This is a genomic window from Rhizobium sp. BK377, from assembly GCF_014193935.1.
Classification (GTDB): Bacteria; Pseudomonadota; Alphaproteobacteria; order Rhizobiales; family Rhizobiaceae; genus Rhizobium.
The window spans coordinates 378,379-404,421 of the sequence record NZ_JACIAC010000005.1; the positions used below are offsets into that span (position 1 = coordinate 378,379).

General features: G+C 58.7%; 19 protein-coding genes. 8 read left to right on the plus strand and 11 right to left on the minus strand.

Annotation, left to right across the window (positions count from 1 at the left end; translation table 11 throughout):
- Nucleotides 1-88 precede the first annotated feature (88 nt).
- Complete coding sequence (locus FHT92_RS21420; RefSeq protein ID WP_183829072.1) at nt 89-730, minus strand: carbonic anhydrase; 642 nt, start codon at nt 728-730, stop codon at nt 89-91.
- A gap of 61 nt (nt 731-791) precedes the next feature.
- Nucleotides 792-1,667, minus strand: coding sequence for a pyridoxal kinase PdxY (gene pdxY / locus FHT92_RS21425; RefSeq protein WP_183749736.1), 876 nt, complete (start codon nt 1,665-1,667; stop codon nt 792-794).
- 271 nt (nt 1,668-1,938) lie between these two features.
- On the opposite strand from pdxY, the gene FHT92_RS21430 reads away from it, so the two are divergent.
- Both FHT92_RS21430 and FHT92_RS21435 read left to right on the plus strand, forming a co-directional pair.
- The gene (locus tag FHT92_RS21430; RefSeq protein WP_183829075.1) at nt 1,939-6,717 is read left to right on the plus strand and encodes an NAD-glutamate dehydrogenase; all 4,779 of its coding nucleotides are present in this window, start codon (nt 1,939-1,941) and stop codon (nt 6,715-6,717) included.
- A 30-nt stretch (nt 6,718-6,747) separates the two neighbouring features.
- Nucleotides 6,748-8,136, plus strand: coding sequence for an MFS transporter (locus tag FHT92_RS21435; protein WP_183829078.1), 1,389 nt, complete (start codon nt 6,748-6,750; stop codon nt 8,134-8,136).
- Between the two features lie 41 nt (nt 8,137-8,177).
- On the opposite strand, the gene purH is transcribed toward FHT92_RS21435, so the two are convergent.
- The 4 genes from purH to htpX all read right to left on the minus strand — a co-directional run bounded on the left by purH (nt 8,178) and on the right by htpX (nt 14,101).
- The gene (gene purH, locus FHT92_RS21440; protein WP_183829082.1) at nt 8,178-9,794 is read right to left on the minus strand and encodes a bifunctional phosphoribosylaminoimidazolecarboxamide formyltransferase/IMP cyclohydrolase; all 1,617 of its coding nucleotides are present in this window, start codon (nt 9,792-9,794) and stop codon (nt 8,178-8,180) included.
- Between the two features lie 192 nt (nt 9,795-9,986).
- The gene (locus tag FHT92_RS21445) at nt 9,987-11,654 is read right to left on the minus strand and encodes a heparinase II/III family protein (protein WP_183829085.1); all 1,668 of its coding nucleotides are present in this window, start codon (nt 11,652-11,654) and stop codon (nt 9,987-9,989) included.
- Nucleotides 11,655-11,756: 102 nt separating this feature from the next.
- Complete coding sequence (locus FHT92_RS21450) at nt 11,757-13,148, minus strand: RsmB/NOP family class I SAM-dependent RNA methyltransferase (RefSeq protein ID WP_183829088.1); 1,392 nt, start codon at nt 13,146-13,148, stop codon at nt 11,757-11,759.
- A complete protein-coding gene (gene htpX, locus FHT92_RS21455) occupies nt 13,139-14,101 on the minus strand; it encodes a zinc metalloprotease HtpX (protein ID WP_183829091.1) in 963 nt (320 codons plus the stop codon). The genes FHT92_RS21450 and htpX overlap by 10 nt, the downstream gene beginning before the upstream one ends.
- 111 nt (nt 14,102-14,212) lie before the next feature.
- Here htpX and FHT92_RS21460 point away from each other — a divergent pair, with 111 nt between their 5' ends.
- Both FHT92_RS21460 and FHT92_RS21465 read left to right on the plus strand, forming a co-directional pair.
- On the plus strand, nt 14,213-14,437 hold the full coding sequence (locus FHT92_RS21460; protein ID WP_183829094.1) for a DUF1674 domain-containing protein: 225 nt from the start codon (nt 14,213-14,215) through the stop codon (nt 14,435-14,437).
- Between the two features lie 74 nt (nt 14,438-14,511).
- On the plus strand, nt 14,512-14,928 hold the full coding sequence (locus FHT92_RS21465) for a thermonuclease family protein (RefSeq protein WP_246735526.1): 417 nt from the start codon (nt 14,512-14,514) through the stop codon (nt 14,926-14,928).
- A gap of 33 nt (nt 14,929-14,961) precedes the next feature.
- Here the strand turns inward: FHT92_RS21465 and acs are convergent, their stop codons facing one another.
- Nucleotides 14,962-16,917, minus strand: coding sequence for an acetate--CoA ligase (acs, locus tag FHT92_RS21470; RefSeq protein ID WP_183749727.1), 1,956 nt, complete (start codon nt 16,915-16,917; stop codon nt 14,962-14,964).
- A 232-nt stretch (nt 16,918-17,149) separates the two neighbouring features.
- Between acs and FHT92_RS21475 the strand changes: the two genes are divergently transcribed.
- Entirely contained in the window at nt 17,150-17,851 is a 702-nt protein-coding gene (locus FHT92_RS21475) for a DUF1013 domain-containing protein (RefSeq protein ID WP_113300824.1), read from the plus strand.
- A 71-nt stretch (nt 17,852-17,922) separates the two neighbouring features.
- On the opposite strand, the gene FHT92_RS21480 is transcribed toward FHT92_RS21475, so the two are convergent.
- The gene (locus tag FHT92_RS21480; protein ID WP_183749726.1) at nt 17,923-18,858 is read right to left on the minus strand and encodes a flagellin; all 936 of its coding nucleotides are present in this window, start codon (nt 18,856-18,858) and stop codon (nt 17,923-17,925) included.
- 416 nt (nt 18,859-19,274) lie between these two features.
- Nucleotides 19,275-19,934, minus strand: a complete 660-nt coding sequence (locus tag FHT92_RS21485; protein WP_183829100.1) for a YggS family pyridoxal phosphate-dependent enzyme — start codon at nt 19,932-19,934, stop codon at nt 19,275-19,277.
- A gap of 192 nt (nt 19,935-20,126) precedes the next feature.
- On the opposite strand from FHT92_RS21485, the gene leuS reads away from it, so the two are divergent.
- From leuS to holA, 3 genes are read left to right on the plus strand one after another with little or no spacing between them, the layout of a single operon-like run.
- Nucleotides 20,127-22,757: a leucine--tRNA ligase gene (gene leuS, locus FHT92_RS21490; protein WP_183829103.1), complete on the plus strand. Its 2,631-nt coding sequence runs from the start codon at nt 20,127-20,129 to the stop codon at nt 22,755-22,757.
- Nucleotides 22,747-23,268: an LPS assembly lipoprotein LptE gene (gene lptE, locus FHT92_RS21495; RefSeq protein ID WP_183749723.1), complete on the plus strand. Its 522-nt coding sequence runs from the start codon at nt 22,747-22,749 to the stop codon at nt 23,266-23,268. The genes leuS and lptE overlap by 11 nt, the downstream gene beginning before the upstream one ends.
- Nucleotides 23,269-23,280: 12 nt before the next feature.
- On the plus strand, nt 23,281-24,327 hold the full coding sequence (holA, locus tag FHT92_RS21500) for a DNA polymerase III subunit delta (RefSeq protein WP_183829106.1): 1,047 nt from the start codon (nt 23,281-23,283) through the stop codon (nt 24,325-24,327).
- Here holA and FHT92_RS21505 read toward each other — a convergent pair whose 3' ends face one another.
- Both FHT92_RS21505 and FHT92_RS21510 read right to left on the minus strand, forming a co-directional pair.
- Entirely contained in the window at nt 24,328-25,209 is an 882-nt protein-coding gene (locus FHT92_RS21505) for a ParB/RepB/Spo0J family partition protein (RefSeq protein WP_183749721.1), read from the minus strand.
- 31 nt (nt 25,210-25,240) lie between these two features.
- Complete coding sequence (locus FHT92_RS21510; RefSeq protein WP_183749865.1) at nt 25,241-26,035, minus strand: ParA family protein; 795 nt, start codon at nt 26,033-26,035, stop codon at nt 25,241-25,243.
- Nucleotides 26,036-26,043 lie beyond the last annotated feature (8 nt).

The window sequence follows — 26,043 nt, forward strand, 5'->3', positions numbered from 1 at the left end:
TTCGAAATTCATGACCGATCCACGCGCATAGACTGCCCGCAAGTGAGCCTAGTGAAATATCTTAAAAAACCGATAAAGCGGTCTATCCCTAGATTTCGGGACGAATAAAATCGAGTGTCTCAGAATCCATCACCCAGAGCTCACCGGTCGAAATATCGAACCAGGCGCCGTGAAGCTCCAGCTTGCCCTCTTCCTCGAGCGCCCTGATATCAGGGAAGGATCTGAGATTGTTGATCGAATTGCGGATGGAGACCCGCTCCAGCGCGGTCTGCCGTTCGGCAGGCGTCATGACGTCGTTGCTGCCGATCTGTTCGGCGGCAGGACGAACGAGCGACATCCAGCGACCAATGAAATCGCCGGATGACAAAGGTTCGGCATCGGGATCGAGGGCTGCGCGGATTCCACCGCAGCGGCCATGACCCATGACGACGATATTCTTGACCTTCAGCGCCTGCACGGCGAATTCGAGCGCCGCCGACGTGGAATGGAAATGGCCATCCGGTTCATAAGGCGGCACCATGTTGGCGACGTTGCGGATGACAAAGAGTTCGCCCGGCCCTGCGTCGAAAATCAGCTCGGGAGCCGCGCGTGAGTCGCAACAGGCAATGACGAGCGTCGTCGGGCTTTGCCCGTTTTCCGCAAGCTGCCGATACCGGTCGCGGGCATCGGCATATCGCCCGTTCATGAAGTTGCGATAACCGTCCACCAGGGATTTGGGAAAACTCATCATGACTTTTGGATTAGCGCGCGCGCGCGCCGAGATCAACTGCTGCGCTGCAAAAGTATGAAGCCTATTTTTTCCGCCGCTGGGCAGGATGGACGAGGTGACGCATCTGCACCATTGCCATGGGCGTCGAAAGGCTGGAGGCATCGCTTGCCAGCATCAGCTCGTTGCTGCCGCGCTTGACGGCACGCGCCAGCACTTCAAACACACTTGCAGTCGCCAACTGCAGCGCCTTTTCATCCTCCACACCTGAGAGCAGGCGGGACAGGAAGAGCGCTGCAAGCAGGTCTCCAAGCCCATTTGGTGGGTTTTCGACGACACGGTGTTCGGCAAGCAGAGCATGCCTTCCGGAAAGATAGAGATTGCCGGTGCCGCCTGCCATCATCGGCACCGCCGATGTGACCAGCATGCGCGAGGGGCCGAGCGAAAGTGCGGCCTCCATGACCGCGTTATTGTCATCGAGTGCCGCACCCGACAGCCACGCAAGTTCGTATCGGTTCGGTGTTGCGAGCGAAGCGAGCGGTATCAGATGGTCACGGATCGCCTCGGCTGTCGCTTCCGGCACGTAAAGGCCGCCGAGATCGCCCATGACCGGATCGCAGACATAGAGCAGTTCCGGGTTCTTTTCGCGCAGCGACGACACGAGTTTCGCGACGGAGCGGGCCTGGGCTGCGTTGCCGAAATAGCCCGACAAGACGGCTTTGACCTCGCCGATCCACGGTGCGCGGATGAGATCGTCGATCGCCGCTTCGAAATCGGCCTCGGCGAAGGCAAGCCGTGTCGAACGGCTGTGACCGGGATGCCAGGGCAGCACGATCGTCGGCAGCGCCCAGACCTGATGGCCAAGCGTTTCCAGCGCAAAGACCGCAGCCCGGTTTCCGACCGACCCGCGCACCACGTGGCTGGAAATGACGATGACTGCGCCTGCTGTGTTTTCCGACATGGCATCCGGTCCCGAATTTCGACCGTCGTTGATGATATTTTTGACGAGGCGCTGTCAACCATTCTTCACGCGAGCGTGGAAATGTGAGCCGTCGGGAATCCGGACAAGGCATTTTGCCATCCACCGGCATAAATCGACCAAAAAACTTCAAAATCTCTCGCCAGCACAGCCAAAAAAGCACGAAAACTACGTTTCGAAGCCCTCTTTTAAGGATTTTTTCGAAGAACCTTCTGCTAACTTGCCCACATCAAAACAATCGGGGGGATGATCCATGGCCGTCAGAAACAATCCGAAACGGGAAAAGCAGATCGAAAGCGCGCGCAAGATTGCGGCTGCCACCGGCGAACCCTATCTCGACCCCGAGATCCTCTTCGGCCGGGCCAGCGGCGACGACCTCGAACTCTATACACCGGAAATGCTGGCGCTTTCCGCCGTGCATTCGGCAGCCGAACTCTCCGCCTGGAACGGCAAGTCGCCGCGTGTCAACATCGGCACGATCGCCGATGTCACCCCCGGTGGCGTCGCCGTCTCCGTTCTCTCGGTGACTGATCACAACAAACCTTTCCTCTACGAATCCGTGATGGGCGAGGTGACCAGCACCCACCGCGACATCTCCATGGCCGTTCACCCGATCCTAATCATGGAGGACGACAAGGTTCCGGAACTTTACTCCGCCGATGTGCCGAGCGATCCGGCAAAGCGGGTCAGCCACATCCAGCTTCATATCTCGCCGCTCGCCGCCTCGCAGGCAGACGATCTCATCAAGCGTATCAACGCGGTGCTCCAGCAGGTGGAGCTTGCCGTTTCCGATTGGAAGGCGATGCTCTCGCGCGTCGACGAGGTGATTGCAGAGCTTTCGAACTACAACGCCAGCCGCAAGAAGGCCGACCGTGACGAGGCGATCGCCTTCCTGACCTGGCTGCGCGACGAGAACTTCACCTTCCTCGGCATGCGCGATTATGTCTATTCCGGCAAAGGGGCGAATGCGAAGGTTGAACGCGACAAGGGAACCGGCCTTGGCATTCTCTCCAATCCCGAGGTTCTGGTCCTGCGCACCGGCAAGGACGCGGTGACGACGACGCCGGAGATCCTCGCCTTCCTCGATGGCCCGGATTTCCTGATCGTCACCAAAGCCAATGTGAAGTCCGTAGTCCATCGCCGCGCTTACATGGACTATGTCGGCGTCAAACGTTTTGACGTACAGGGCAACGTGACAGGGGAGCTGCGTATCGTCGGCCTCTTCACCTCGACTGCCTATACCTCGTCCGCTGCCGAAATCCCGCTGTTGCGCTCCAAGATCGAAAAGGTGAAGGAGCATTTCGGCTTCGACCCGATGAGCCATTCGGGTCGAATGCTCGACAACACGCTTGAATCCTACCCGCGCGACGATCTTTTCCAGATCGATACCCAGCTTCTTGCGTCCTTCGCCGAGCAGATCAACGATCTCGTCGACCGTCCGCGCGTCCGAGCCCTACCGCGTATCGACCATTTCGACCGCTTCGTTTCCGTCATCGTCTTCGTACCGCGCGAAGAATATGATTCGATCGTGCGCGAACGCATCGGTACTTATTTGAAGACCGTCTATGACGGCCGCGTCTCCGCCTATTACCCCGCCTTCCCGGAAGGCGGCGTGGCGCGTGTACATTTCATTATCGGCCGCTCTGGCGGCAAGACTCCGCGCGTCCAGCAGGCCAAGTTGGAAGCGGCGATTCGCCAGATCACCGCACGCTGGGACAGCCGCTTCGAGATGCTCGCCGGCTCTAAGGCGCCGAAGCTCGGCGTCAGCAACGCCTTCCAGGAGGCCTTCACGCCGGATGAAGCGGTCGGCGACCTGCCCGACATCGCCGCATGCGCCGCCGGTGAGCCGATCCGCATCGAATTCTACTATCGCCACGACGATGAACGCGGCCGCATCCTGTCGCTGAAGATCTTCCATAGTGGCGAACAGCTGCCGCTGTCGCGCCGCGTGCCTCTCCTAGAAAACCTCGGCTTCAACGTCCTGAGTGAGCGGACCTTCGATATCGAAGTTCCGACAGCCGATGGCGCGATCAACATTGTGGTGCTGCACGACATGGAACTCGAGGCCCGTAGCGGTGCAGACATCGACCTTGCACGTTTTGGCGCACCGCTCGAAGAAGCCTTCGTTGCCGCCTTCGAAGGCGCGATCGACAATGACAGCTTCAACCGTCTGATTTTATCGGCCGGCCTTTCGGCCCGGGAAGTCAACGTGCTGCGTGCTTACGCGCGCTATCTGCGCCAGGCAGGCATTGCCTATTCGCAGGATTATATCGCCGCAACCCTCGACAAGTATCCTGGCATTGCCGCCTCGATCTTCCGCCTTTTCCACGACACGCTCGACCCGGGGCTTCCTGAAAAGGTGCAGCTCAAGAAGCTCGCCGAACTGCACGACATCATAGAAACCGAACTTGCCGACGTGCCGAGCCTGGATGACGACCGTATTCTGCGCCGCTACGTCAACATCGTCGATGCGACGCTACGGACCAACTATTTCCAGCGCAATGCCGATGGAACACCGAAGCCGATGCTCGCCTTCAAGCTCGACCCGCATCTGGTCGATGGTCTTCCGGAACCGAAACCGTTCCGCGAAATCTTCGTCTATGGCGTGGAAGTGGAAGGCGTGCATCTGCGCTTCGGTCGCGTTGCCCGCGGCGGCCTGCGCTGGTCGGATCGCGCCGAGGATTACCGCACCGAGGTCCTGGGCCTCGTGAAGGCACAGCAGGTCAAGAACGCCGTGATCGTGCCTGTCGGTGCCAAAGGCGGATTCTATCCAAGAAAACTGCCGGTCGGCGGCAGCCGCGAAGAGATCTTCAATACGGGCCGGGAAGCTTATAAGACCTATATCCGTACATTGCTTTCCATCACCGACAACATTTCCGGCGCCGACGTCGTCCCCCCCAAGGACACGGTGCGGCTCGATGGCGATGATCCATATTTCGTCGTCGCAGCAGACAAGGGCACGGCGACCTTCTCCGACACCGCCAATGCGCTCGCCCAGGAAGCCGGTTTCTGGCTGGACGATGCCTTTGCGTCAGGCGGCTCGGCCGGCTACGACCATAAAAAGATGGGCATTACCGCCCGTGGCGCCTGGGAAACGGTGAAACGCCACTTCCGCGAAATGGACATCGACATCCAGACCACGCCCTTCACGGTAGCGGGCGTCGGCGACATGTCGGGCGACGTCTTCGGCAACGGCATGCTCCTCTCGCCGCAAATCAGGCTGCTGGCTGCCTTCGACCACCGCGATATCTTCATCGATCCCGATCCGGACATGGAAAAGACGCTCGCCGAGCGTCAGCGTCTCTTCAACCTGCCGCGCTCAAGTTGGCAGGATTTCGACAAGTCCGTCCTTTCGAAGGGCGCCATGATCATTTCGCGCTCCGCAAAGTCAGTCACCCTGACGCCGGAGGCCGTGGCTGCAATCGGCATCGACAAAGCCGTCGCCACGCCCTTCGAAATCATGACGGCAATCCTGAAGAGCCCTATCGACCTTCTCTGGTTCGGCGGCATTGGCACCTATGTGAAGGCAGCATCGGAGACCGATACCGACGTCGGCGATCGCGCCAACGATCCGATCCGCATTACGGCCGACGAAGTTCGCGCCAAGGTCATCGGTGAAGGCGCCAACCTCGGCGTTACCCAGAAGGGACGCATTGCCTATGGCCTCAAGGGCGGCCGCAGCAATTCCGACGCAATCGACAATTCTGCCGGCGTCAACACCTCGGACGTCGAGGTCAACATCAAGATCGCCCTGGCAAACGCCATGCATGAGCAGCGTCTCAGCCGCGCCAAGCGCGACCAGCTTCTCCGCAGCATGACGGACGAAGTGGCAGGCCTCGTGCTGCGCAACAACTACCTGCAGTCTCTGGCAATCTCGCTCACAGCTCGCAAGGGAACGGCAAACGGCCTCGAACTCAGCCGCTTTATGAGCGTGCTGGAAGCAGCCGGACAGTTGAGCCGCAAGGTGGAAACGCTGCCCGACGATGCTTCCATGTCCGAGCGCTATACTGCCGGCAAGCCGCTGACGCGCCCTGAAATCGGGGTGTTGCTCTCCTACGCCAAGATCGTGCTCTTCGACGCAGTAATCGCCAGCGAGTTGCCTGACGATCCGTATTTCGTTGGCACGCTGTTCAATTACTTTCCTGCCAAGATGCAGAAATCCAGTGCATCCGACATCGACAGCCACCGATTGAAGCGGGAAATCATCGCGACCGTGCTCGCAAACGAGGCGATCAATCGCGGCGGACCGGGCTTCGTCGTCAGCATGATGGATGCGACCGCTGCCTCCGCTCCCGAAGTCGTACGCGCCGCAATCGCCGCTCGCGACGGCTTCGATCTCAACCGGCTATGGGCGGAAACGGACGCCCTGGACAACAAGGTATCCGGTGAAGTCCAGAACAGGGTCTATGAAGAGATCAGCAATAGCTTCGTGGTGCTGACACGCCTGCTGCTGAAAACCGGCATGACCAAGGGCGATCTCGCCGAAAACATTAGCCGGCTGCAGACAGCATTGAAAAAACTTAAACCCGTCTTTGCCGATCAGGCCGGGACCGATGTCGCGACACGCCGGCAGGATTATCAACAGGCCGGCTTGCCGGAAAAACTCGCCGCTGACATCGCCGCTCTTCCAACCTTCGCCCTCGTGCCGGAAATCATGCAGATCGCCGACAGGACCAGCGAAACGCTGACGCGTGCTGCCGAAAACTACTTTGCCTTCACGCAGACCTTCCGCGTTGGCCGGCTGCTTGCTGCTGGCAACCGCATCATCACTTCGGACCATTACGAAAACCTCGCGCTTGCCCGCAGTATCGATCAAATTGCCAGCGCCCGTCGCGATATCGTGATCTCCGCGCTTTCAGACCACGGCAAGGAGAAACGGCCGGTCCAGGCCTGGCATGCACAGGACAGAATCCGCATCAACCGCATCGTCGAGGAGCTTGCAACCCTCAGTGACGGCGCCGATCCAAACCTCGCGCGCATCACAGTTGCTGCAGGTATCCTGACCGATCTTGCGCGCGACCGGGCGAGGTGACACAGTCCGCCCAAAAAAAGGAGCGGACGTTTGAATCGCATTGACTGGACAGGAACGCAGCCGCCGAAAGCCACGGAGAAGGGCCTATGGGGCTGGATGCTCTTCGATTGGGCAGCCCAACCTTTCTTCACCGTGGTTACCACCTTCATTTTCGGCCCCTACTTCGTCTCGCGACTGACGGCCGATCCCGTCTCCGCGCAGACGATGTGGAGCAATATGGCGACGATCTCCTCTGTTATCATTGCCATCCTGTCTCCCGTACTGGGCTCCATTGCCGACCAGTCCGGCGCGCGCAAACCCTGGATCGCCTTCTTCGCTGTGATCAAGATCGTCAGCCTCTGCTGCCTCTGGTTTGCGGCACCCGGCTCGCCAATCATCTATCCCGTCATCTTCATGATCCTCGCCTCAATCTCGGCGGAGTTTTCGATCGTATTCAACGATTCCATGATGCCGCGCCTCGTCGGCAAGGACGAGGTGGGCAAGCTTTCCAACACCGCCTGGGGTCTTGGATATCTCGGCGGCATGATCGTGCTGATCGCCGTCGTGGCGCTGCTGGCCGGCAGCCCGGAAAGCGGCAAGACCATTCTGGGCCTCGATCCGCTTTTCGGCCTCGATACTCATACGGGCGAGGATGCGCGCGTCACCGGTCCGATTTCGGCCGTCTGGTATCTGATCTTCATCCTGCCGATGTTTTTCTTCACACCGGATGCCCGCAAAGGCCTGCCTTTCAGCTTTGCCGTGCGCTTCGGCCTAAGGGAATTGCGCAATACGCTCGCCGAATTGAAGACCCGCCGCGGCATCCTGACCTTCCTTATCGCCCGCATGATCTATCAGGATGGCGTCAACGGCCTGCTGATCCTTGGTGGCGCCTTCGCGGCGGGCATGTTCGGCTGGGCAACGATCGAGATCGGCATCTACGGGATCATCCTCAATGTCGTGGCGATCCTCGGCTGCCTGATTGCCGGGCACGTCGACAGGGGGATCGGCTCCAAGGTTACCGTTATCATCAGCCTGACCATGCTGTTGCTGGCCACGATCGGCATCATTTCCACCGGCCCGGGCTACACTTTCTTCGGACTGATGCCGCTTTCGACCGCCGACGGCGGCGGCTTATTCGGCACGATGGCGGAAAAGGCCTATATTCTCTATGGCCTGTTGATCGGTCTTGCCTTCGGACCAGTGCAGGCTTCATCACGCTCCTATCTGGCGCGCAGCGTCAGCCTGGAAGAAGCCGGCCGCTATTTCGGCATCTATGCGCTGTCCGGCCGCGCCACGAGCTTCATGGCAACGCTGTTGTTTTCGATCGTGACCTATATGACAGGATCGGCGCATCTCGGCATGTCGACGCTGATCCTGTTCCTGGCCGCAGGCCTGGTGTTGCTGATCCGCACGCCCTATCCGGCAGATCGCGCCTGGTAAACTCCCCGGCCGCAAAGTCGGGGATCTATCCGTTGTCCAGTTTAATGGCGGAAATGGCGCATGCCGGTAAAGACCATCGCAACATTGTGCTCGTTTGCGGCATCGATGACCTCCTGATCGCGCATCGAACCGCCCGGCTGGATCACGGCGGTAGCGCCGGCAGCAATCATCGACAGCAGACCGTCGGCGAAGGGCAGGAAGGCTTCGGAAGCGACTGCCGAACCATGCGTCATCGGAACGGCGAGGCCGAGCGCCTTTGCCGCTTCCTCAGCCTTCAGCGCGGCGATGCGGGCGGAATCGACGCGGCTCATCTGGCCGGCGCCGATACCTGCGGTCTGGCCGCCCTTGGCATAGACGACCGCATTCGACTTCACATGCTTGCCGACCTTGAAGGCGAACTTCATGTCTTCGAGCTCCTGGGCCGTCGGCGCACGCTTGGTGACCACCTTCAGTTCCAGATCCTCGACCATGCCGTTGTCGCGGCTCTGGACGAGCAGGCCGCCGGAAACCGTCTTGGCAGTAATGCCGGCCGCACGCGCATCCGGCAGGCCGCCGGCTGAGAGCAGGCGCAGGTTAGGCTTGCGTGCGACGACCGCCTTGGCTTCTTCGGTGACGTCAGGTGCGATAATGACCTCGGTGAAGAGCTGGATGATTTCTTCGGCTGTCGCCGCATCGAGCGTCTGGTTCAGCGCGATGATACCCCCGAAAGCAGAGACGGAATCGCAGGCAAGCGCCCGCTTGTAGGCTTCGAGAAGCGTTGAACCGGTTGCGACACCACAGGGATTGGCGTGCTTGATGATGGCGCAGGCCGGCGACTTCTCAGGCAGGAACTCGGCAACGAGCTCGTAGGCCGCATCGGTATCGTTGATATTGTTATAAGAAAGCTGCTTGCCCTGCAGCAGGACGGCTGTCGAAACGCCCGGGCGCTTTTCGCCCGTCACATAGAAGGCAGCCTTCTGGTGCGGGTTTTCACCATAGCGCATCTCTTCCTTCAGCACGCCGCCAATGGTGCGGTGACGCGGCGTATCGATCGAAAGCGCCTCGGCAAACCAGTTGGAGATGGCAGCGTCATAGGCGGCGGTGCGGGCATAGGCCTTAGCTGCCATGCGCTGGCGGAAGGCATAGGCCGTCTTGCCGGCATCGGCCGACAGTTGCTCGGCGAGCTCGGCATAGTCTGCCGGGTCGGTAATGACGGTGACATAGGCATGGTTCTTGGCCGAAGCGCGGATCATTGCCGGGCCGCCGATATCGATATTCTCGACCGTCGTCGGATAGTCTCCACCGGCCGCACGAACATCCTCGAAAGGATAGAGATTGACGACCAGCAGGTCGATGCCGTCGATCCCATGTGCTTTCATAGCTTCCTGATGTTCGGCATCGTCACGAATCGCCAGCAGGCCGCCATGCACCTTGGGATGCAAGGTCTTCACGCGGCCATCCATGATCTCAGGAAACTGAGTCACTTCGGAAACGTCGGTTACGGCAAGTCCCTCGGCCGCGATCACCTTGTAGGTGCCGCCGGTCGACAGCAAGCGCACGCCACGCGCCGAAAGCGACCGGGCAAGGTCGATGATACCGGTCTTGTCGAAGACAGAAAGCAGCGCAGTCTTGATCTCGACCTTGTCGGGGGCGGGGATTTTCTTGGAAATGACGGCCATGAACCTTCTCCGTTCGGGCTACGCGGGAGACATCCGGGCGAGGGACGCTTGATGAGGCCGCGTTAGCACAGCTTGGAGCCGGCGCAAACAGCCGCCGAAGCAATTCCAGCAAAAGTGTGCATCGGTTTGCGTTCGGAACTGCACAAAGGAAAGAGATAAAGCATTTCCATGTTCAGAGAAAACAGAAATGCTTTAGCTTTTGCGCGATAAAAACCAGCGAATTTCAGGTTTCTCCCCCAAATCGAAGTCGATCTCGATCTGGTCCGAGCTGCTGATACCGGCGCTGTCGGCAAAGAAAATATCTTCGGAGATCAGCACTTCATTGCCGGGAGAGGAGAACAACCAGCTTTCGCCATCCGGCGCCGTCAGCAGCACGGATTCCGTGTCGTTCTGCCGCGGCACGATGGCGGGATGGATATGGAAGCGGGCAACCGCCCGCAGCGGTCCTTCGCTGTGATACCGGTCATCCGTCACGAAACGGTCCATGCCGGTCACGATGGAGCCGGCGGCATTAAGCGTCAGCTCCCGCTCATGGATGACCCCAAAAGCATCGAGATAACCGTCATGCCTTGCCTTGATGCCTTCGCGGCCATCCTCAGTCTCCACGCGCTCGGCGGCAACCGTTTCCACCGGTTCCGTCATCATGTGAGCCAGAAAGGCTGAGGGAGAGAAACGGCTGGAGGACGTATCGTTCAAAACCACGGTGGAATGGGCAGCCGTGGTGCGGGCCATCTGCACATAGCGCTGGCCGGCGAATTTCGGTGATCCTGAGTTGACGATGAAGCGGTAACGGCCGGAGGACATTTCGAAAGAGAGACTGCCTGCGTGGGCCGTTCTGAAACAGCCGGGCGAGGGTGGCCCTGTATCGGCAATGATCACCGTCTTGCCGGCGGCAAGCCGCTGATAGCGTGAGTGCGGCAGCGCCTTGAAAGGCTGGCCCGCCGTCTCATCATAGCGCAGCACGGACATCAGCTCGTCTGCCAGCGTGGATGTCGCGCCATTGAAGAGCGCCAGATCTCCGTCCTGATGGCGGAAGAAGCGCAGGGCGGGGTACATGCGGTCGATACCGGAGATCAGCTTCTGCGGCAGATCATGGCCGAGATTGACATAGGTTTGTCTCAGCGGCAGCAGATCGAGCAATAGCTCCAACCCGATGCGGGGATTGCGGGAGATATGGCCGCCGTCAAGCAGAATCTGGCTATCGAATTCGCGGTCGAGCGCTTGGGCGGCCCGCCGGATGGTCGAGGCACGCACCGGCATGGCGACGGAGGCCATGGCAAGCGCGATGCGCAGCCGGAAGCGGACTTCGCCGGTCGAATAGGGTGCCATGCGCCGCAAGTAGCCGATATGAAAAGCGAGCGACTTCATGAAGCGGCGATAGAAGCCGCGATCGGCGTTCTGCAGGACGACCGGAGAATGCGCCAGCCAGGCAATGACGCGCTGTGAGACGACGTCGGTCTCCCAGGCGATCCCCTCGATACGGCCTCCATGAATCGAAAGCCAACTATCGACGATCGCACGGGCAACAGCCGAACCGCGCTCGCTCTTGTTGGCCCGCATATGCCGCAGCCAGCCGAAACTATGAAGCCTGATCGCGAAAGCACGCGACGGAAGAGTAAGCGTAAAGGGGGACTTGCCGCCGGTTTCCAGCATTCGGCCAGCGAGCGGAAACCGTCCGTCGATGATCTCGTCGGCAACGTGGGAATCGACGCCTCTCAGATCCGTCGGCGCGACGATCAGGCGTTCGGGAACCGGAATTGCATGTCGGAAGAAGCGCAGGCGCAGAAGTGCGGCACGGCGCGTACCGCGCCGCCAAGCTTCCCGAACATACATGCTCGCAAGACGCCGACCGGACTGCATATCAAATGTCTATTGACCCTCGTGGTTAAGAATAGATGAATCTAAACCGATTTCATTAGCCACGATGTATTATTTTGTGATGAAGTTAGAATATAATAGCATTCAGACTCGTCTGAGCACTGCGGCGTAGAAGCCGTCGAGGCCCGAAGCGAAACCGTCAGGCATACCCAGCATCGTAGGGAGCGTGCGAAACTCGCCCAGCGGTGTAATGGCCTGTTCCATGCCGGGCCATCTTATTGCGTCGATCGGCAGCCGCTCGACGCTCTTCAAATCTTCGAGAACGCGCGCCACGACCTCTTCGCCTTCCTGCGGATCGAGCGAGCAGTTGGAAAAGACAAGCACGCCGCCGGGGTTCAGCAAGGTAACGGCATGGCGCAGAAGGCGCTCCTGCAGTGCCGCCAATTTAGCAATATCCTCCGGCCCCTTCGTCCAGAGCACGTCGGGATGCCGGCGCGTCGTACCCGTCGATGAGCAGGGTGCGTCGAGAAGAATCGCGTCGAAGCGCTCGGACGGTTCGAATTTCGTAAGATCCACTGCGATCGTATCGGCTTCGAGGCCAAGCCGCTCCAGATTGGAGCGCAAGCGCTTCAGCCGGTTTTCGGACTGATCGATTGCGGTCACCCTGCCACCGGCAAGGATGAGCTGTGCGGTCTTGCCACCCGGTGCAGCGCAGAGATCGGCAACACGCTTGCCGGTAAGCTCACCGAAGAGCTTTGCGGGAATGCTCGCAGCCGCGTCCTGAACCCACCATTCACCCTCGTCAAAGCCGGCAAGCGAGGGAATGCCGCCTTCAAAAGCGGAAAGCCGCACGCCGCCAGTCGGTAACACAGCGCCGTTCAGGCGCTCCGCCCAGCCTGCGGCATCGGATTTAACGGTAAGGTCGATCGCTGCAGGCTCAAGCTGGGATTCGGAAATGGCAAGCGCCCGCTCTTTCCCATAGGCTTTCGCAAGCCGCGCGATGAACCACGCCGGCATTGGCGGAATGTCAGCAATCTCGGCAAGGATGTGCTCCTTCTCGCGGCCGAGACGGCGCAGGATCGCATTGACGAGCTTGGCGAAACGCCGATTGCGAGGATCCTGATTGGCCTGTTCGACCGCAAGGTCGACGGCGGAGTGATCGGGAACGTCGAGATAGAGAATCTGCGCGGCACCTACGGCAAGCACATGATGCAGAGCTCGGGCGCCTTCCGGCAGTGGCGTTTCGAGCAGCGAGGCAATGGCGGCATCAATACGGGGCAGATGCCTGAGCGTGGTATTGAGAATGGCGCGGACCAGCGCACGATCGCTTTCCCCGAGCGCTTTGTAGGCCGGATTTCCATGCTCGTGATCCAGCGCGCCATCGAGCGGCAGTTTTTTGTCTACGACTGCGGCCAGGATTTTTGCGGCAGCCGCACGCGCCGGCAGGCCGGGTTTTACCGGTGCCGGCGCTGGGCGTTCTGCTGAAGCTTTTTGTTCGCGAGCTGGCTTCTTCTTGCCGTCTGAATTCAAGACCACGGACCCTTTGGCGGTTGCGAGTCACCGCGGCCGAAACCGGTATTGGGAACCGAGCGCGATTTGCGTGTCGGATTAGCAGCGCGAACCGGCGGCGTCGAGACGTCGAAACCTCCCCGTGCCATTTCCTGCAAGGCAGCAATACGATTTTCGGTATCCGGATGTGTCGAGAACAGATTGTCCATGCGCTCGCCGGAGAGCGGGTTGATGATGAACATATGCGCGGTGGCCGGGTTGCGCTCCGCGTCGTAGTTCGGCACATGCGCCGGGCCGCGGGCAATCTTGCCCAGCGCCGAGGCCAGCCACAATGGATTGCCGCAGATTTCAGCACCGCGCCTGTCGGCCGAATATTCGCGCGTGCGGCTGATCGCCATCTGCACCAGCATGGCGGCCAGCGGCGCCACGATCATCGCGACGAGCACGCCGATGAAACCCAGGGGATTGTTGTTGTTCTCGCGATTGCCGCCGAAGAAGAAGGCGAAATTGCCGAGCATCGAGATTGCACCCGCAAGCGTGGCGGTAATCGTCATCGTCAGCGTATCGCGGTTCTGGACGTGGGCAAGCTCATGCGCCATCACGCCTGCAACCTCTTCCGGCGAGAGGACGGCAAGAAGGCCCGTAGAAGCCGCGACGGCGGCATTCTCCGGATTGCGGCCGGTCGCAAAGGCATTCGGCTGAGGGTTGTCATAGAGATAGACCTTGGGCATTGGCAACCCGGCATTATGAGCGAGATCGCGCACGATACGATAGAATTCCGGGGCGTTGCGCTCATCGACCTCCTGCGCCCGATAGGCCGACAGCACCATCCTGTCAGCATTCCAGTAGGAGAAGAAATTCATGCCGGCAGCGATGAGAAAGGCGATCATCATGCCGCCCCGGCCGCCGATCAAAAAGCCGACAAACATGAAAAGCGCCGTCATGAAGGCAAGCAACATGGCAGTACGCACGAGGTTCATCAGAGGTCTCCATCTCCTTGATTGCAGCGCGATGCTTTAAATCCTGGCGCCGACGCTCTATGATTTGGTTATTCGCCAGCCATTTTCAATATTTTCAGGCGGGAGCGCAGCATGCAGACGGCCGATAACGACAATATGGAAACCCCGGCGCCAGAAGGCTCCGAGCTGCCGCGCAAGATGCTTTCCCCTGCCGCCAGGCGTGCGCTCGCCGAAGCCGAAGAGCGCCGCAAGAATGCGAAGCCTGCCGAACTGCCACCGGAGATCGGCGGGCGGGGCGGAGCTGAGCCCTCCCGCTTTGGCGACTATGAGATCAACGGTCGAGCGATCGACTTCTAGGTAAATATTCCCATTGACTTCGCAGCGTAATCGGAATTTATCCTGTTATGTTGAAGCCGCTCTCGATTCTTCTGTTGTCTCTTTCGTTTGTGCCGACCCTTGCGGCACGGGACGAAATCGACGGACCCGTATCGGCGGAGATTATCCAGATCATTGACGGCGATACGCTACTGGTTCCTGCAACACCCTGGCCACAGCAGACTATGGAAGTCCATGTCCGCATTCGCGGCATAGACGCGCCCGAAATCCATTCGAAATGCACGGAAATCCGGAAGGCTGGTCTTAAGGCCCGCGATGCGCTTCAACAAATGATATCAGGCGTCTCCATTATTCAGTTGAGGGGGATCGCCGGCGATAAATATTTCGGCCGAATTCTCGCTGATGTCACTTTCGCGGACGGGCGCAATCCCGCACAGGATCTTCTTTCGGAAGGACTGGTCCGCGCCTATGACGGCGGCCGCAAGCCACAGGTTTTCTGCGCGGAAGAATAGGGCCGCTCCTGACGGCGGAGCGGCCCTTTGACTTTAAGCCGTAGCCTTGTTCTGCCGGTTAGCGATGAGATCGTCGACAACGGCCGGATCTGCCAGGGTCGAGGTATCGCCAAGCGAACCGAAATCGTCCTCGGCGATCTTGCGCAGGATGCGGCGCATGATCTTGCCCGAGCGGGTCTTCGGCAGCCCGGGCGCGAATTGGATTTTGTCAGGTGCTGCAATCGGACCGATTTCCCCACGCACATGTTTAACGAGCTGCTGACGCAGCTCATCTGTGCCCTGATTGCCCGCCATCAACGTAACGTAACAATAGATGCCCTGGCCTTTGATCGGATGCGGATAACCGACGACGGCAGCTTCCGAGACGAGATTGTGCGAGACGAGCGCGGATTCGACTTCCGCGGTGCCGAGACGATGGCCGGAGACGTTCAGAACGTCATCAACGCGGCCGGTTATCCAGTAATAGCCGTCCTCATCGCGGCGGCAGCCGTCACCGGTGAAATACTTGCCCTTGTAAGTGGAGAAGTAGGTCTGGATGAAGCGCTCGTGGTCACCATAGACCGTACGCATCTGGCCCGGCCAGCTATCGCTGATGCAGAGATTGCCGTCGGCGGCACCCTCGAGCACCTTACCCTCATTGTCGACGAGCTGCGGCTTGACGCCGAAGAAGGGCTTGGTGGCCGATCCGGGCTTGAGGTCGGTTGCGCCCGGCAGCGGCGTGATCATATGGCCGCCGGTCTCCGTCTGCCACCATGTATCGATCACAGGGCAGCGCTTTTCGCCGACGACGTTGTAATACCATTCCCAGGCTTCCGGATTGATCGGTTCGCCGACCGTGCCGAGCAGCCGTAGGCTCTCGCGCGAAGAGCGGGTAACGAAATGGTCGCCAGCACCCATGAGCGAACGGATCGCCGTCGGCGCAGTGTAGAAGATATTGACCTTGTGCTTGTCGATGATTTCCCAGAAACGGCCTTGGTCCGGGAAATTCGGCACGCCTTCGAACATCAGCGTTGTCGCGCAGTTCGCCAGCGGGCCATAAACGATATAGGAATGACCAGTAACCCAACCGACATCGGCCGTGCACCAGTAGATATCACCAGGGTGATAATCGAAGACATATTCATGTGTCATCGCCGCATAGACGAGATAACCGCCCGTCGTGTGCAGGACACCCTTCGGCTTCCCCGTCGAGCCTGACGTATAGAGGATGAAAAGCGGATCCTCCGCCCTCATCTTCACCGGCGGGCATTCCGGCTTCACCGTGGCGATTTCCTGATGGTACCAGAGGTCGCGGCCCGGCGCCCAGCCGGTCTTGCCGCCGGTGCGACGCACGACGAGCACCTTGCTGACCGTGACATGCTGGCGGGCCGCAATATGGATGGCGGTATCCGTATTGTCTTTCAGCGGAACCGGCTTGCCGCCGCGAATGCCCTCGTCGCAGGTGATGACGAAGGTGGATTGGCAGTCGACAATACGGCCGGCCAGCGCCTCCGGCGAGAAGCCGCCGAAGACGACGGAATGCACCGCACCGATGCGGGCGCAGGCGAGCATCGCATAGGCGGCTTCAGGGATCATCGGCATGTAAATGGTGACACGGTCACCCTTTTTGACGCCATGCTTCTTCAGCACGTTCGCCATGCGGCAGACGTGCTCATAGAGTTCGTTATAGGTGATCTTCTTATCGATATAGGGGTTGTCGCCTTCGAAGATGATGGCGGTCTGGTTGCCGTTCGTCTTCAGGTGACGATCAATGCAATTATAGGAAACATTGGTCTGGCCGTCCTCGAACCACTTGATCGACACCTTGCCGGTGAAGGAGGTGTTCTTGACCTTGGTATAGGGCTTGAACCAGTCGATGCGCTTGCCGTGTTTACCCCAAAACTTGTCAGGATTTTCAATGCTCTCCTCGTACCATTGCTCGTACTTGGCCTGATCGATCAGCGCACGAGTCTTCACCGGTTTGGAAACCGGATAGATCTTCTCCGACATGGGAACTCCTCCTCACAAGGCTATGCAACGGCCGATGGTTTCGACGCAGCGACCGGACTTGAATTGCGCAATTCATATCAGGTCGTCTGATGACGGCAATTAGACAAAGGTCATTTCATTTCTGAAGAATTGCAATTCTGCGACAGTGCGGTTATATAGCGCCATATTTCCCGGACATTGTGGTGACAATCCACGGACCGCGACCGGCGCGGACGACAGAAGGACTATATCCATGGCTCAACAGCTGCTCATGCCGAAGGCGACTGCCATCTGGCTCGTCGACAATACAGCCCTGTCTTTCGACCAGATTGCTCAGTTCTGCAAACTGCATCCGCTCGAAGTGAAGGCGATTGCCGATGGCGAAGCCGCGCAGGGCATCAAGGGCCTGGACCCGATCGCCACCGGCCAGCTTTCCCGCGATGAAATCGCCCGCGCCGAGGGCAACCCCAACTATAAGCTGAAGCTTTCCGAGCCGAAGGTCCGCGTACCGGAATCCAAACGCCGCGGTCCGCGCTACACGCCGGTTTCCAAGCGTCAGGACCGCCCGAACGCCATTCTCTGGCTGGTTCGCAACCATCCGGAACTGAAAGATGCCCAGATTTCGCGTCTCGTCGGCACCACCAAGTCGACGATCGAGCAGATCCGCGAGCGCACCCACTGGAATTCGGCAAACCTGGCACCGATGGACCCGGTCACGCTCGGCCTTTGCAGCCAGATCGATCTCGACATGGAAGTGGAAAAGGCATCCAAGGGCCGTCCGCTGCCGACCGCTGCCGAACTCGGCGCAACGCTGCAGTCCGCTCAGGAAACAGAGCGTCTGACGCCGAGCTACGAGCGCGAGGAGGAAAAGGAAATCGACGCCGATGCCGTCTTCCGCAAGCTGAGCTCACTGCGTTCGGCGCCTAAGGACGAGGATGAAGACGATCAGTTCTAAGATCGTCATATCCAGAAATGAATAAACCCCGCTAATGGCGGGGTTTTTTGTTGCCGTCTCCTGCGCGCTTATTAGCTGCGGAAGAGCGAGAGAATGTTCTGTGCCGAGGAATTGGCAATCGAGAGAGACTGGATCGCAAGCTGCTGTTGCGTCTGCAGGGCAGAGAGCTTGGAGGATTCCTCTTCCATGTCGGCATCGACGAGGCGGCCAACACCCGAGTCGATCGAGTCGCTCAGGGCGCTGACGAAGGTTTCCTGCAACTGTATTCGGGTCGAAATCGAACCGAGCTGCGAGCCTGCATTCGTCAAGGCCTGGAGCACAAGTTCGACGCCGGAAAGCGCTCCATCGAGCTGGCCTTGTGTGAAGGTGGTGATATCGAGCGCATAGATCGACGGCATGACGATAACCGTATTGCCATAAGTCCCGTTGAAGGCGGTGCCGATGATGCCGCTCGTCGTTTGGATCGTGCCATTGCTGTTCATCCCGAACAGCACATTGCCAAGCGTGCCGTCGTTCAGGACATAATCCGTCATCTTGACAGAAACGGCATTCGAACCGTCACGGACGAAAGAGGAGACGACGCTCTTCGTGCCCGAAGCGCCGGCAACCCAGTTTTCACCGGAGAAGGAAGCCGACTGGGCGATGCTCACCAGCTGTTCCTGCAGCTGGTCGAGTTCTTCCTGGATCTTGGTTTTGTCCACGCCCTTTTCCGTGGCAGCGACGATCTTCGCCTTGATTTCCGTGACAACGTCGATGGCGTTGTCCATGGCAGTATAGGCGGTGTCCACCTTTGCTGCACCAAGGCCGAGTGCATCGGAAACGGCCGAGAGGGCCTTATTGTCCGAACGCATGGTTGTTGCGATCGACCAGTAGGCAGCATTGTCCGCCGCCTTATCGATACGGTAGCCCGAAGAGACCCGACCCTGGGTATCCTTGAGGCTATCGTTTATGCCGCGCAGGGTCTGCAGCGCTGCCATAGCAGCGTTGTTGGTGAGGATGCTTGTCATGTTCCGTTTTCCGCAATCAAAGTGAAAGGGGTCATCCGGACAAGTCCGGTAACGGCGACGCTTCATGCAAAACCCAAGAGAGCTGGGTCATTGCCGTTAACGAATGGTTGCACCCAACATAGTTAATAATTCCTCAATTAGCTTTTCGGAAAATTTAATTTAAGCTCTCGTTAGGGCTTGCGGCGGCTTCCGAGGAGCCTCGAAGAAGCACACGAATCCCACAAAAATTATTTAATATTTAGAATGTCTTAGAGAAGCATGGCCGAGTTTGACCAATCAAGGCTTCACGAGAGAAACCGCCTGCTGAAACTTTTTTCGCATTAATGAATATTATCGCTTTCCAAACAGGGGGCCGCGGATAGCTCGTTGAATCACGAATAAGCCTCTGATTCGAAGAGGTCGTTTTCCGCCATTTGTTAACGCGCCCCGAAAATCGCCGAGCCGACACGCACGCTCGTGGCCCCGAACGCAATGGCGATCTCGTAGTCACCCGACATGCCCATGGAGAGTCTTTGTACGCCGCACTTTTCTGCGAGCTTGGCGAGCAGGGCGAAATGCGGGCCGGGATTTTCATCCGCCGGCGGAATACACATCAACCCTTCAATGGTGAGGCCGAGCTCACTGCGACAGAAGTTCACGAAAGCGGCTGTATCGCCAGGCGCAACACCGGCCTTTTGTGGTTCCAGGCCTGTATTGACCTGCACATAGAGACGCAACACCTTGCCCTGCCGCTTCATTTCCTCAGCAATGGCGCGCGCGATCTTCTCACGGTCAATGGTCTCGATCACATCGAAGAGCGCAACCGCTTCCGCAGCCTTGTTGGATTGCAGCGGGCCGATGAGGTGCAACTCGATGCCGGGCGTTTCCGCCTTCAGTTCCGGCCATTTTCCCTGGCTTTCCTGAACGCGGTTTTCTCCAAAAATGCGCTGGCCAGCTTCAATAGCCAGGCGAATGGTATCGGCGTCAAAAGTCTTGGAGACCGCCACAAGTTGCACTGAACGTGCCGGACGGCCCGCATCCCGCCCCGCGGCATCGATCTTGGACCATACTTCTTTCAAACGCTCTTGAAGTTCCATCGCTATGCCCCGACATCCGGCTAATCCATCGGCAATGCACTACTGGGCTGTCGTGGCCTTGCCAAGACTTGTCTCTGCGAAATCGCCTCCAAGCCGAGATCGAACGCGTGAGGCGCCCGCAAAACTTGACGCTTGATTGGTTTCATGGTGAAGGTCTCGGCCAACCTCCCCTGATTTTCCGGAAATCTGATTATGGCTACCGAACGTTACAATCCGCGCGATGTCGAGCCTCGCTGGCAGCAGAAATGGAACGAGGAAAAGGTCTTCGAGACCGACAACTCCGATCCGCGCGAAAAATATTACGTCCTGGAGATGTTCCCCTATCCTTCGGGCCGAATCCATATGGGCCATGTTCGCAATTATGCCATGGGTGACGTGGTGGCGCGCTACAAGCGCGCCCGCGGCTATAATGTGCTCCATCCGATGGGTTGGGATGCCTTCGGCATGCCGGCGGAAAATGCGGCTATGGAGCGCGGCGTACACCCCGCATCCTGGACCTACCAGAACATCGGCTCGATGAAAGCACAGCTGAAGGCGATGGGCCTGTCGCTGGACTGGTCACGCGAATTCGCGACCTGCGATGTCGAGTACTATCAGCAGCAGCAGCATCTCTTCCTGGACTTCCTGGAAAAGGGCCTCGTCTACCGCAAGCAGTCTAAGGTGAACTGGGATCCGGTCGACAATACCGTTCTCGCCAACGAACAGGTCATCGACGGCCGTGGCTGGCGTTCCGGCGCACTGGTCGAGCAGCGCGAACTGACGCAGTGGTTCTTCAAGATCACCGACTTCAGCCAGGACCTGCTGGACGCGCTTGATACGCTCGATCAGTGGCCGGAAAAAGTGCGCCTGATGCAGAAAAACTGGATCGGTCGCTCTGAAGGCCTCACGATCCGCTGGGAGATCGTCCCGGAAACCGCACCTGCCGGCGAAACCGAAGTGGAGGTCTACACGACGCGCCCGGATACGCTCTTCGGGGCCTCCTTCCTGGCGATCGCCGCCGATCATCCGCTCGCCAAGGAGGCAGCGGGAAGGAATCCTGACATCGAGGCCTTCTGTGAGGAATGCCGGCGTGCTGGAACTTCTCTTGCTGCACTTGAGACGGCTGAGAAGAAGGGGATGGATACCGGCATCCGCGTGAAGCATCCGCTCGATCCATCTTGGGAGCTGCCGGTCTACGTCGCCAACTTCGTTCTGATGGACTACGGCACGGGCGCCATCTTCGGCTGCCCCTCCGGCGACCAGCGAGACCTGGATTTCGCCCGCAAATACGGCCTGCCGGTTGTGCCGGTCGTCATGCCTGAGGATGGCGATGCCGCAAGCTTCACCATCGGCGATGTCGCCTATGACGGCGAGGGCGTGATGATCAACTCGCGCTTCCTCGACGGCAAGACGGCGGACGAAGCCTTCCAGATTGTTGCCGACAAACTGTCGTCCACCCTGCTTGGCAATGCGCCGCAGGGCGAACGCAAGGTCAATTTCCGCCTGCGCGACTGGGGCATTTCCCGCCAGCGTTACTGGGGTTGTCCAATCCCGGTCATCCATTGCGATGATTGCGGTGTCGTGCCGGTTCCGAAAAAGGACCTGCCTGTGAAGCTGCCGCAGGATGTAACTTTCGATCAGCCTGGCAATCCGCTGGACCGTCACCCGACCTGGCGTCACGTCGCCTGCCCGCAATGTGGCAAGGATGCGCGTCGCGAGACGGATACGATGGACACGTTTGTCGATTCGAGCTGGTATTTCACCCGCTTCACCGCACCCTGGGAGAAGCAGCCGACCGACCCTGCTGTGGCCAACCGCTGGCTGCCGGTGGACCAGTATATCGGCGGTATCGAACACGCGATCCTGCACCTGCTCTATTCGCGCTTTTTCACCCGCGCGATGCGCGAGACCGGCCATGTAGACGTCAAGGAGCCTTTCAAGGGTCTCTTCACCCAGGGTATGGTGGTCCACGAAACCTATAGCCGCGGCGCCGGCATGCATCGCGAGTGGATTTCCCCCGCCGATATCCGCATCGAGGAGATCGACGGAAAGCGCAGCGCCTATCTGCTGGAGGGCGGCGAAGAAATTACCATCGGCTCGATCGAAAAGATGTCGAAGTCGAAGAAGAATGTCGTGGACCCGGATGATATCATCGCCTCCTACGGCGCCGATACTGCCCGTTTCTTCGTCTTGTCCGATTCTCCGCCTGAGCGAGACGTCATCTGGTCGGAAGCCGGGGTCGAAGGTGCCCATCGCTTCACGCAGCGCCTCTGGCGTCTGGTCTCGGAAGCGGCAGAAGCCCTGGCCGCTGTCGAGCCCAAGCCGGCAAAGGAAGGTGATGCGTTGGCAATTTCGCAGCTTGCCCACAAGACGCTGAAGGCCGTCCAGAACGACTATGACAGGCTCTGGTTCAACAAGGCGGTCGCTCGCATCTACGAACTCGTCAACGCGCTGGCAGGCCCGCTGACGAAGGTCGCGGCCGGGGAGGGCGATGCCAGTTATCGGGCAGCCATCCGAAATGCGGCCGAAATCCTTATTCAACTCGTTGCGCCGATGACCCCGCACCTGGCCGAAGAATGCTGGATGATCCTTGGCAACGCGGAGCTCATCGCCCATACGGCATGGCCAAATTATGACGAATCGCTGGTCGTGGAGAACGACGTGACCCTTCCCGTGCAAATCAACGGCAAGAAGCGCGCCGAATTGACAATTTCTCGCGACGCAGATCAGAATGCCGTCACCGAAGCCGTGCTGGAATTGGACGCGGTGAAAAATGTCTTGAACGGCCAAGCACCGAAGAAAATCATCGTGGTTCCACAGAGGATTGTTAACATTGTCGTCTGATTTCGTCCGCAAGCTTGCGCACCGCGCCGGCATCGTCACGATCCTTGTCACAACGGCGTTTCTTTCCGCCTGCCAGGTTCGTCCGCTTTACTCCGAAAGCACCGGCGTTACCGAGAAACTCGGCTCCGTCGGCTTTTCCGAAGCGGGTACGCGTGTCGGCCAGGAAGTTCGCAACCATCTGATCTTCCTGGCGTCCCGCGGTGCCGGTGAAGTTGAAAAGCCGAATTACATGGTTGATATGCAAGTTTCGTCATATGTTGCCGATACATTGCTTGTTCAGTCCTCGGATACATCTCGCGCAGGTCGCGCGACGGTCTCGGTCAGCTACACTTTGCGTACCACCAAAGACAATCAAGTGATCAAAGCGGGCAGACGCGAAGCGACGGCGCTGGTCGACTTCCCGAGACAGGAATTTGCGAAGCAGCGGGCTATCCGTGATGCCGAAAATCGCGCTGCCAATCAGGCGGCCGAATTCGTGGGAGCAGATATCGCCGCCGCGCTCAGCCGCTAAGGGAGCGGTAGGGTGGCGGAGATCAAATCCCATGAGTTTGAAGGGTTTCTGCAGAAATCCGCTCGCCTGTACCGCATCTACCTGATCTACGGCCCGGACCGTGGACTCGTTTCCGAGCGCGCCGGTATGATCGCTGCAAAGAGTGGCATAGATCAGAGCGATCCGTTCTCTGTCACCAAGCTCGATGTCGGCGATTTACAAAAAGAGCCTGGCCGACTGGTTGACGAAGCCCAATCTATCGGTCTTTTCGGCGGTGAAAAGCTGATATGGGTAAAGGGTGCCACAAACGAGAAATATCTCGTCGACACTGTCGGATTTCTGGCCGGCGCGTCCCTTGAAGCGGCCAGTATCATCATCGAAGCAGGCGACCTGAAAAAGGGGGCAGCCTTACGTAAGACGGTTGAGGCTGCTCGTAGCGCAGCAGTCGCCATCCCCTGCTATGCCGACGACGGCCGAGCGCTGAACGCACTGATCGACAATGAACTTTCCGCCGAAGGGTTGGGTATAACCCCTGCTGCCAGGCAAGCTCTCGTCGCGCTGATCGGCGGCGACAGAATTGCTTCCAGAAATGAAATTCGCAAACTGGCGCTCTATTGCCGAGGCATGGGAACGATCGAGGGTCATCACGTTACCGAAATAATTGGCGATGCCAGTGCGATTTCGGTCGATGATGCCGTTGACGCGATATTGAGCGGTAACAGTGACAGCTTCCTGCATGCGATGCAGAAAATCACCAGCTCCAAGACCTCAGTCTTCCTGGTTCTGCAAGCTTGCCTTCGACAGTTTCAGCTTCTCGATACGATGCGCGCGGAAATGGACGAGAAGAAACTGCCCGCTGCGCAAATTATGCAGACGCAGGGTAGGCACCTTCACTTCCGTCGCAAGCCGATTATAGAACAATCATTAAAGAGCTGGAGCGCGGAGGCCATTTCGCGTGAAACAAAACGCCTGCAGGCAGCTGTCCTGCAAACCAGGCAGCGTCAGATATTGGAAGACAGCATCGCCATGCAGACGCTGCTCTCCACGACACTGCAGTCGGCAAGACGCCCTCAAGGCTGATCAGCGACGCTCCAGAAGCCGGCAGACTTCCTCGAGCTGCTCCAGGGACTTATAGAAGATGCGGATCTGACCACCGCTGGCCTTGTGATTGATAGAGACATCGAGCCCGAGCGTATCCGACAGCGTGCGCTCCAGAGCCAACGTATCGGAATCCTTCTGGCTCCTTTGAACCGGCGCCTGCGGCTCTGACTGAGCCTTAATGTCGTTCTGTGCAAGCTTCTCCGCATCGCGCACTGACATGCCCTTGGAAACAATCGTACGCGCGAGTGCGGAGGGATCTGATGTCGAAACCAGCGCACGCGCATGGCCCGCGGAAAGGCTTCCGGCGGCCAACATGTCCCGAACTGGTTCGGGCAGCTTCAATAGGCGCAACGAATTTGCAACATGGCTGCGGCTCTTGCCAATAATCTCACCGAGATCGTTCTGGGTATATCCATATTCGGCAATGAGCTGTTCATAGCCGAGCGCCTCTTCGAGAGCATTGAGATCGGAGCGCTGGACGTTCTCAACGATCGCAATTTCCAGCGCTGTCTTGTCATCAACATCCCTGATAATAACGGGGATTTCGATCAAACCGGCCAACTGCGCCGCCCGCCAACGTCTTTCGCCGGCTATGATTTCATAGCGGTCCCGCCCCAGCGTCCTGACGACGATCGGCTGCACGATACCGTGCTGGCGGATCGAACTCGCAAGATCGTGAAGTTCAGCATCATCGAAGAAACGACGAGGATTACGAGGGTTACGGGTGACGAACTCGATAGGGATCATCCGGTCGGCGCTGACCGTAGGCCGCTCCGCCTCAACCGGAACAGGCTGATCCATTTCACCTATCAGGGCCGCGAGACCACGACCAAGCCGTCTTTTCGATGTATCGTCATTCATGTCCAAACTCGCTTACTCTGTCATGCACTCTTCAAGCGGCCAGCCTCTGCCGCTCTCGCTGGATAACTTCCGATGCGAGCTGCAGATAGGCCTGACTGCCGGCGCACTTAAGATCGTAGAGAATTGCCGGCTTGCCGTATGAGGGTGCCTCTGAAACACGGACATTACGTGGGATAAGCGTGTGATAGACTTTCTCACCAAGGTGAGTCCGCACGTCATTGACGACCTGCTGCGCCAGATTATTACGAGCGTCGAACATCGTCAGCACGATGCCTTGGATGTCGAGCTGCGGATTGACCGTTCGGCGAACCTGGTTGACGGTCTCCAGAAGCTGGCTCAAACCTTCAAGGGCGAAGAACTCGCACTGCAGCGGTACTAGCACGGAATGTGCAGCCGCCATGGCATTCATCGTCAGCAAGTTGAAAGAAGGCGGGCAGTCGAGAAGGATATAAGAAAAAGACACCGCTTCGGAAGAAGACAATGCTTTTTTGAGCTTGAAGACGCGATCGCTCTGCTGGGAGATCTCCATCTCCACTCCGAGGAGATCCATTGTCGACGGCACGATAAAAAGATTGGGAACCGCGGTCTCCAACGCGACCTCACCGACGCCAGCTCCGCCGACCATTAGATCATAAGAGGAAAGCTTACGATTGCGTCGATCAATACCCAAACCAGTGCTTGCATTGCCCTGTGGATCCAGATCGATAATCAGCACGCGCTCGCCAATGGCGGCAAGAGCGGTTGCCAAATTGATAGCAGTGGTCGTCTTGCCGACGCCACCCTTTTGATTTGCGATGGTGATAATCCGATTACGTTCGCCAGCCATTGCCGCAA